Source organism: Anaerococcus sp., from assembly GCF_022770135.1.
Lineage (GTDB): Bacteria > Bacillota > Clostridia > Tissierellales > Peptoniphilaceae > Anaerococcus.
In genome coordinates this window covers 1-9485 of record NZ_JALEIL010000144.1, presented here as the reverse complement: position 1 = coordinate 9485, position 9485 = coordinate 1, and the positions used below count along the sequence as shown (strand labels likewise).

Genomic DNA, 9485 nt, shown 5'->3' with positions numbered 1-9485 from the left:
ATGATTGCTCAATGACCTGGGTTCCTATAATTATTTTAAACTTTGGTCTTTTAGCATTTTTTCCTATAGTATTTAGTAATTTTTCTTCTTTTTGTATTTTTTCATTAGATATAAAAGAAGAATGCAAGACCTCTACCTTATCCTCTCCAAATTCCTCAATCAATTTTTTTGCCAAATCTTGACATTTTCTGACAGTATTTACGATTATTCCAAAGATACCTCCATCACAGGCCTCTTTTTTTATTAACTTAACTATGTCATCGCTCGTATCTTTACTTAATTTTATTATATCATATTTTTTAGATTTATTTTTAACAAAATCTTTGAACTGATGAATCCCCTCTTCGCTCGTATAGCTTAGAAGAGGATAGTTTTTCTCTATTTCATATTCTTCAGGTTTTTGCATTCTTTTATAAGATTTACCTTGTCCAATCACATAAGACTTAATCAATTGATTTCTTCTCTGTGTTGGTAGAGTCGCTGATAAAATTATAACAGGAACATTGTAAGCAGCAAGCCATTTGATTGTTTCATCTAAAAATACATTCATATAGGTATCATAGGCGTGCACTTCATCGATAATAACAACCTTATTTGAAAATCCAAGATGTCTAAGCATAAGATGCTTTTGCTTTAAGGACATAAGTAGAAGTTGATCTATAGTTCCTACTGTAAAATCGTCAAGAATCGAAAGTTTATTCCCAGCAAAGTATGTATTGACACTAACCCCACCAGCATCATCTTCATAAACAGTTTTTGTTGGTCTTAATGATGAAAACTCATCATTATAGGAAGCCTTGCCATGGATTAATCGAATAGATTTTCCTTCCTTATCTTCTTGGTATAAATTCTTTAACCATTTTTTAACTCTGGAAAATATACTATTTGAGGTAGCTTGACTTGGAAGAGCAAAAAACAATGAGTTTCTTCCGCTTTTCTTTGCTAAAATCTCTGCTGCTAATAAAGAAGCTTCTGTCTTTCCCGACCCTGTTGCAGCTTCATAGATTAATATTCCCGGTTGATCAATAGTCTTAACTAAATCTCCCAATACTTTTTGTTCACTTCTTGGCTCAAAACCAAATCTTTCATCGAACATATTATTGGTATCAGCAATTTGCGGCTCCCAAGCTCTAGTCTTTTCACTGAACCACTTGCTAAAACCATTCTCGAGTCTATTCTCTTCTAAGACTTTGTCCTCAACTCCTATTAAAGGAAAGTAATTTTCATTTGAAGCAATCCAATCAGCCATAATTAAGAGACCTGAATAAATAACCTGTATTTTTTCAGGTAAAATAAGTAAATTTTCTATTGATTGTATTTCAGATTTTCCTAAGGCATCATTAATAAGGAATCTATGTATATCATCCCAACCCTTGTATTCTAAACTATTTGAATCGTTTGTTTGATATACACTCTTCTCTTTTCCAATAAAATCATCATTCCATTTATCCTCAATAGGTCTACCATGATGCGCCCCTATTATTGATGATATTGTTTGATTAATTTTATATTTATTAAGTATATATTCGCCTAACTCATCATGCCTTGGAGGATTAATGGAATCATTATAAGATAAATCAAAAGATCCCCAACTTAATTTATCATATATAACTTGATCGAGATCTTTATCTACAGGAAATGTCCTTTTATATTGAAAAGACGCGCTCGCCTTGCCTATATCATGCAAGTATCCTAGAAATTCAGCAAGATTTCTAGGATATTCTTCTGATATATCGTTTTCTCCACTAAGAGATTCAAAAACCAAATCTCTTACACCACCACTTAGCCAATGTTCCCACAAAAGTCCCATAAGTTTTCCGGTATCATCCAAATGTATATATAATGGCAGCCAATAAAACGAATCATCGATTCTCTTCTTCTTAGCCCGTAAATATTTATAATCCATACTCACCTCTTTACTTTGAATTTATAATTTAATTATTTGTATACTATAATTTTAAATGTTGACTTACATATTCTTATATTTTACTAAAGTAAATATTGATATAGACTATATTTCTTCTATACCAATTGTTTTCAGATAATTATAAATTCCGTCATAAAACTTAGTTTTTCTAGTGATATCTTCGTCACAGCCACTTGGAACAAAAATAACCATCCCCTGCCTTGCACGTGTTAGAAGCACTCTATAGGTGTTTTTAAGATATAACTGATCTTCACTTTTCAATATATTTATCCACTTAGAACCTCGGAACTTTTTATATTCCCATTTGCCATCAACAAATCTAAAATCTGCATCCCAACCAACTAAGGAATAATCAACTTCTAGTCCCTGTATATCAAATTCTGTTACTACATCTTCAAGGGCATAACATGATCTTACGTCTTCTTTATCATTCAAAAACCAATTGCAAACATTAATGTCATTTTTTACAAACACTCCCTCAGGCTTTAATCTTAAAGCACCACTAGCAGCTAACAGACCATATTTTTGAGATCCCAAAGACTTATTTTTGACCCATTCTTTAGCTATTTCAAGATCTCTTGTGATCTTTATAGGATATTTTTCTTTTATTTTATTATATAAATATTTAGACTTCTCAATATCAATATCTAATATGGATTTAATGAATTCAGTCAGATCAGGGCTTCTAAACGATCTTAGAGAAACAGAAAGATGCAAATCATCTATTTCATTAACATTTAATCCCTTTGTCATATACTTCCATTCATTATTTATCAAATATTCATCTTTTAAATTACTAGAAACATAAACGCTCCAATCTCTAAATTTTAGCCTTAATGCATCAAACCGCTCAGGAAGGCCACCTTCTCCATCATTTATTTCCTGTCCGCCGCCTATTAAACAAACGACTACAGCCCAGTCTTTATGACGATCCATCGTACTAATTAAAAATTCTGGTTCACTATAAGAAAAATCAGCTATGCCCTTCTTTGTTTTCATAAATTTAGCTATTTTATTATGATTCCAAGATCTTTGAGCTTCATCAAAAATAACTATATGTTCTGGAGGAACATCATCATTATTAATAAATGAGTCTCTATACTTGTGTATTATCTGTATAAAGGAGTTAGTTTTTCGTCTCTCATCAGATTTTCTTACACTTAAACCTAACTTTTTCATAGTTTTAATTCTGTCTCTAACCAGTGCTTCTTGTAGAACTTCAACTAATGGAAAATTTCCCGATAGAAATACAGCATGTTCGCCTTTTTTTGCATCAGCTTTTTGAATCCCAAGATTAAGACCCACAAGTGTCTTACCAGCTCCTGGAACTCCTGTTACAAAACATATGGATTTGCGATTATACCTTTTACTGTGTTTAATTATTTTGTTTATCGAATCTGTTGTTATTGTAATATTTTTAATACCTGCATCATTTCTTGTAATGTCATCCACATTATGACCTGTATACAATGCTTGTGCTGCCTCAACAATTGTTGGGGTTGGTAAGTACTCACTATGAATCCAATCATCATAAGAAAAAGTTGGTAGATTAAATTTGTTTGAAACATCCAAAATTAAATCCCTAATTCCAAATCTATTACATTTTAAAGGTACCATCACATCATCTTTAACTGTGAAATCGTTTTTTATATAATTAGCATCTGTTGCAATTAAAATAGGAACTATTAGTTTGTTGAAACTTGCTTTATGAAAGTTTTTTAAATCTAATGCGTAATCATATACTTGATCGTAATCCGCACTATTATACTTTTCACTACCGCACTTAAATTCAAGCACGAACACAATATTTTTGTGTAGAATTATATTATCAACTCTTTTTCCCATTCTAGGAATGGTATATTCAAATATCACTCTTCCATCAAGGCCATTTAGTTCTCTTTTGAGTATCTTAATTTCTTCGACCCAAGTATTCATTTGCTGAATCCTAGTTTCTGCTGATGAATTATTACTGCTGATTTTTCCTAAAATATAATCATTATCTGAATTTAAAAAATTATTAATATAATCTTCATAATATAGGTTATTCCTAATCATGACTGCTCCTTCAATCTAAATTCAATAATCTGTATTTTTTAATATCATTTAATTATAAAAGAATAATATTAATCAAATAGTTCATCTTAAACTCATGAACTTTGTTTCTTATCACACCCGCTTATGCGGGTACACTATATATCAAATAATATATAGGATCACCTTCGATTATTCGAATATTAAATATTATATGTTATTCAATATTTTGATAAGATTATATCATACATTTTTATATTGTCAAATGTTTTTATATAATTCGCTATAATATAAAATAGTAAGTATTAACAATTGTATAAAAGCGAAATTAGGGAGATATAACAAGCTTAATTAACTAAATATGATATTTGAAAATATTATAATTCACAGCATACTTATATTATAAAACAGCCCTCATATAACGAAGAGTATTAGATTAAGCATCTAAGCTATATCAAAAAACATCAGATATTAGGCTAGTACAATTTAAATAGTACTATAGAAGCAAATATAATTTCTTATAATTGATATAGCTTACCATTACGACTTAAGTAATTATTACTATAAAATGTATCCATTTAATAAATATTTGCATCTTCAATTACTGCTTTGATTATATCTTGATCTATTAGATCTTTTGTTGTGTAAGTATAATTGATATCTACTATTATATCAGGAGTTGTTTGATCCATTTCATTTATTGAACCTGACTCTGTAACACCCAAATCATTAGCAAATCTTAGAACATATCCTGTATTGGGAAGGTCTATTTGCATAGGATCAAATCCTATTCCTTCTCCACCTGTTTTTGTACCGACGAGCTTTGCTAATTTTGTTTCCTTGCAAAATGATGCTAGAGTTTCGGACGAAGAATAAACTCCTTCATCTACCAGAAGATAAATATTTCCCTTATATCTGATAGAGTCTTTAGAAGGACTTATTTTAATTTTAGACTTGCTATAATATTCAAAATCCTTAATTATTGAACTTACATCATCATTAAACACTCTATTAGTTAAAATTTCATTTACATTCTTTTTAACACCTTTTTGCTTGATTATTTTTCTATTAAGTTTACCATTCTTCATAAAACTATATACCGTAGTTTCATATTCTTCATCAATGATTTGAGGCAATAAAAAATCTTGCCAATATCTAGTATCTCCACCACCATTTCCTCGAATATCAATAATTAGATACGAATATGATTTTACTATACCTAAGAAATCTGATAAAATTTCTCTATCATCTCTTATGATTTTTTCTCCCAACATCGAATTAATTTTTATATAGGCTAGCTTATCTCTTATTAAAATATCAGTGGTTAAATTTTGATAATCTGAGTTATCTAGATTTCCATTATCGTTATTGATATAACAGTTTATAAATTCATTTACAGTAGAGTTACTTATATTATATCTACTTCTAACCCTATCTTTTTCATAAATCTTAGAAATATCATATCTCCAATTATTCTGTGGCATAGTTTTATAGCTTATGTACATGAAGATTCCATTAGTTTCTGGAACTAAATTTGTATGTGCATTATTTAAATCAGATAAAATATCATTCATTCTATTAAAAAAATCTTTATCGTTTTTAGATTTAGATATATACTTTTCATAAGATTTTTTGTTCGAAATCCAATCTACTCCATTTTTCCTTTTATTAATCTCGAAAAAAGGATAATGAGTTTTTAATGTCTCATATACAAAATTGAAATCCTCAATATAATCTTTGCTACCCAAATCAAAATCAACTTCTTGAATATTTTTTAATCTTAGAGAATCAATATCAGTTGAATTATCTTTTTTAACTATAAAATCCGTATACAAAAAGGTTACTATTATAATCAATAAATATATTAATGATCTTGGTTTCTTCATTTTATCACCTTATATCTCTATTCTGACTTATTTATAGACCTCATAACTACTCATAACCATTATATTATAATTACTCCCATGAACAAATGAAGAAATACAATTTAAACAAGTCTTACTGAATATACCAAAAATTTGCATAATACCTAAAATTAAATATATAAATCAGTTAATAACTTGTAAATAATTGTATATTAAGTACCAAAGAAAAACAGCCCCGCAATGAGCTGTTTAAATTATTATCTTTTTGGTCTAATCGCATTACTTATATTAGATGACCTACAAGCATTGCTATAGGAAGTAAAAAGATTAACAGAATATTCAACACTATAATAATCTGTCCCTTTCCTTTAGCCAGAATATTAAAGCTATTAGTCCAATAATTGGGCAGACAAACATTTATGTGAGTCCAGTTAGTCTTATACTGGTATAGCTTTCAAACATATCAACTGGAAGTAGGTAAGAAAGAGCAAAAATTGCGATTTCAACTACAAATAATTTTTTACTTTTTTCTTCATATACTTCTCTTACTTTGAAATTATATTGTTCGAATTAAATCTATAGTAGGTCTATCTAATATTCTCTTTAAAGATAAATGATAGATGATTAGGTTAATACCATAGACGACTAGTGAGAATCCTAGGAAGCTTTTGTAGTCATAATATTTTATTAAAGTACTCATTCTTAAATCAGGAGCGATTAATGATATTACAAACATTACAACCAAGCTCACCATAATAGAAATTATAAAGGATTTTACCTGCTCCCCAATAAATTCCTTTTGATAGATGTTCTTTAACTCATCTACATCCATTCCACAAGAGTAAAGACTACCAATTTCTTTTTTTCTGCTCATTAGGCTTAAATTAATGGACGAGTAACCATTGGTGATATTTAATACAAAGATGATTGAAGCAATACCTATTGCAAATTTTATGAAACTTTTCACGTCCTTATATTCATTTTTTGCGATTTCTTCACCTATTGTGATATTAAATCTATCTTCAGGTGAAATTTGTTCTCTAATCATGGCCTCTACATATTCTTTTACATCTTTGCTGTCAGAATCTTTTACCTTCATATTCAAAGTATAGGCATATCCTGTATATTTCTCATCACCTGATTCTTCCATAAGTTTAAAATAAGTGTCAAAATCTGTATAAACTTTTACATCAAATGGCATTGTTCTCGACTTATATTTTCCCAAATCTGTTATAGTCTTTGAAATTTTAATAGTCTTATTATAATCATTTTCAAAGTTAATATCCAAAGTCTGTGGATTTTCAAAATATAGAATTCTCTTTGCCTTAGCTATTGGAATAGAAGAATCTTCTTGAATTGTATTGTAGAGGACAAATTCACCCTTCTTTCCTCCAAGTTCTTTTAAGTCTTTTTCTTCCAAGGCTATGATAAATCCATCCATACCCTTTGCCTTATATTTTTCTATATTCTTTTTCGCTTCGTCATCTAATCCAGCCGCCTTTGCTTCCTTTGAGAATTCGTTAGTATTTTCTACTTGAACATATTTATATTTTGAAATATAAGACTTGTCGTTAGGAATTTTATCGACAATTTCTTCTAATATTTTTGGGACTTGATTTCCTTTACTAAAATAATCCACGGAAAAATTATAGCCATCATCGTAATGCGAAAAATCTCTGTAGTATGTTGAGATGCCTATGATGATTATAAATACCGAAATTATAATTATCCCTATTGCAGAAATATATCTCTGTGATTTTATTGAAGCTAAGTTATTGAGTTTTAATTCCTTCCAAAAATCTTTGGCTCTTTTCTTCTTTGATTTTGAAAAATCTATATTCCCTCTTATACCGTCTATAATGTTTATTTTAGAAATCTTTTTCGCAGGGGATTTAATGGCTAGTGCCACAATAATAAAAGAAACCAAAATTATTGCTAAACTTAATAAGGGATTAAATTTTATAACTTCAAAGGCACTTACTCCTTCACCTATTGTTATGTTTTTATACAAACAATATATAAATAAAAATCCTGCAATGTGTCCTAAAAGTATTGGAATTGCAGTTATAATAAGTCCTTCCTTTAGAAGTAACAGATAGATTTGTCCATTGGTAGATCCTATAGACTTATAAATGGAAAGCTCTCGAATTTTCCTTAGCCCCCAAACCCAAAAGATATTTTTTATAAAAAACACAAAGATAGCTATACATCCAAGAACTGATAGAACAAGAACAGCCTGGCTCATTATATTTTGTAAGGGTTCATTTTCTACTCCGTAATAGTTTATAAGACTTTCAGAAAATTCTAAAGTAACTTTTTTGCCCAAAGTCTGATTGATTTCTGCTTGTATTTTATCTCTATTTTTGTAAGCTTCTTCAAATGAATGAAATTTTACAAAGGTTCTGAAGGTGGTCATTTTATCTTGTAGCCCTAAGGCAAAACTTAGTTTACTGTACTTATTGTAGACATCTCCGTAAACACCGACTAAAGTAAAACTTTTAGAACCTTGGCTCTCAAATTTTTCTCTACCAGTATTTGCACTTGTGGCACCTATCTCTTCACCGTCTAAAAACCTTTTGCCCAAATCAAGTTCTAGCTTGTCGCCTATTTTAAGTTTGTTTTTCTCTATAAGGCTTTTAGATAGTACAATTTCGTCTTCCTTTTCAGCAAATCTGCCCTTAATAAGTCTTGAATACTCTCTCATCTTATTGATTGCTTCGTCTTGGTAGTTGATAACTACTAAATCGTCAGCAATTTTTCCGTTGTCAGGATTAAGAGACATTTTCCCAACCAAATCTATATCTTCAATGGACTTTAACTTTTCGACATCTTCATTTGAAAGTTCTTCTTTAATCTCCCCATGATAAAAGCTTGAAGACATGTAATAACCATAGTTAGCCCTCAAACTTCTGTATCCATAATAAAAAATTACAGTGAAAAACAGACTTACAATAAATAATGAAATAAAAATGGGAAAATTCTTCTTATTCATTTTTTTCATCTCCTACAATTTTTCCATCGACTATTGTAATAATACGATTTGTTTGTAAGGCTATTTCTTCGTCATGGGTAATTAGGATAATCGTCTGTTTTAAAGTTTTGTTAAAATATTTAAAAATTTCAATTATTTCCTTAGAATTTTTTCTATCCAAGTTTCCAGTCGGTTCATCTGCCAATATGATAGATGGATTGTAGATAAGACTTCTCGCTATGGCAACTCTCTGCTGCTGACCTCCTGAAAGCTCACTTGGAAAAGAGTCAAGTTTACTTTCTATACCAAGTTTTTTTACTATATCTGAAAATTCATCTTGATTGATTTCCCTTTTATCAAGTTTTAATGGAAGTTCTATGTTATGACGAACTGTTAAGTTGGGAATCAAATTATAAAATTGATAAATTAGTCCGACTTTTCTTCTTCTAAAGTACGCTAGCTCCTTTGAAGAATACTTTGATATGTCGTTACCATCTATATAAACTTTACCATCATCTGGACTATCCACTCCTCCAATGATATGTAAAATCGTTGATTTGCCAGAACCACTTGGTCCAACAATGGCGACAAATTCTCCTCTTTCTATCGATAGGTCAACTCCATCAAGAGCTATTACCTTGGAGTTTCCCTCTCCATATTCTTTTCTTAAGTTTTCTACTTTTAAAATTTC

General features: G+C 29.7%; 5 protein-coding genes. All 5 read right to left on the bottom strand.

The window, feature by feature from the left end; translation table 11 throughout:
- On the bottom strand, positions 1-1906 hold a 1906-nt coding region (cas3, locus tag MRZ08_RS07490), incomplete at its 3' end, for a CRISPR-associated helicase Cas3' (RefSeq protein ID WP_297381251.1).
- Between the two features lie 105 nt (positions 1907-2011).
- On the bottom strand, positions 2012-3982 hold the full coding sequence (locus tag MRZ08_RS07485) for a DUF2075 domain-containing protein (RefSeq protein WP_297381247.1): 1971 nt from the start codon (positions 3980-3982) through the stop codon (positions 2012-2014).
- A gap of 554 nt (positions 3983-4536) precedes the next feature.
- Positions 4537-5844 (bottom strand): S41 family peptidase, encoded by a 1308-nt coding sequence (locus MRZ08_RS07480; RefSeq protein WP_297381244.1) that lies wholly within the window; start codon positions 5842-5844, stop codon positions 4537-4539.
- A 535-nt stretch (positions 5845-6379) separates the two neighbouring features.
- Entirely contained in the window at positions 6380-8815 is a 2436-nt protein-coding gene (locus MRZ08_RS07475) for an ABC transporter permease (protein WP_297381242.1), read from the bottom strand.
- The coding region (locus MRZ08_RS07470) for an ABC transporter ATP-binding protein (RefSeq protein ID WP_297381240.1) at positions 8808-9485 on the bottom strand (678 nt) is incomplete at its 5' end. The genes MRZ08_RS07470 and MRZ08_RS07475, both read right to left, overlap by 8 nt.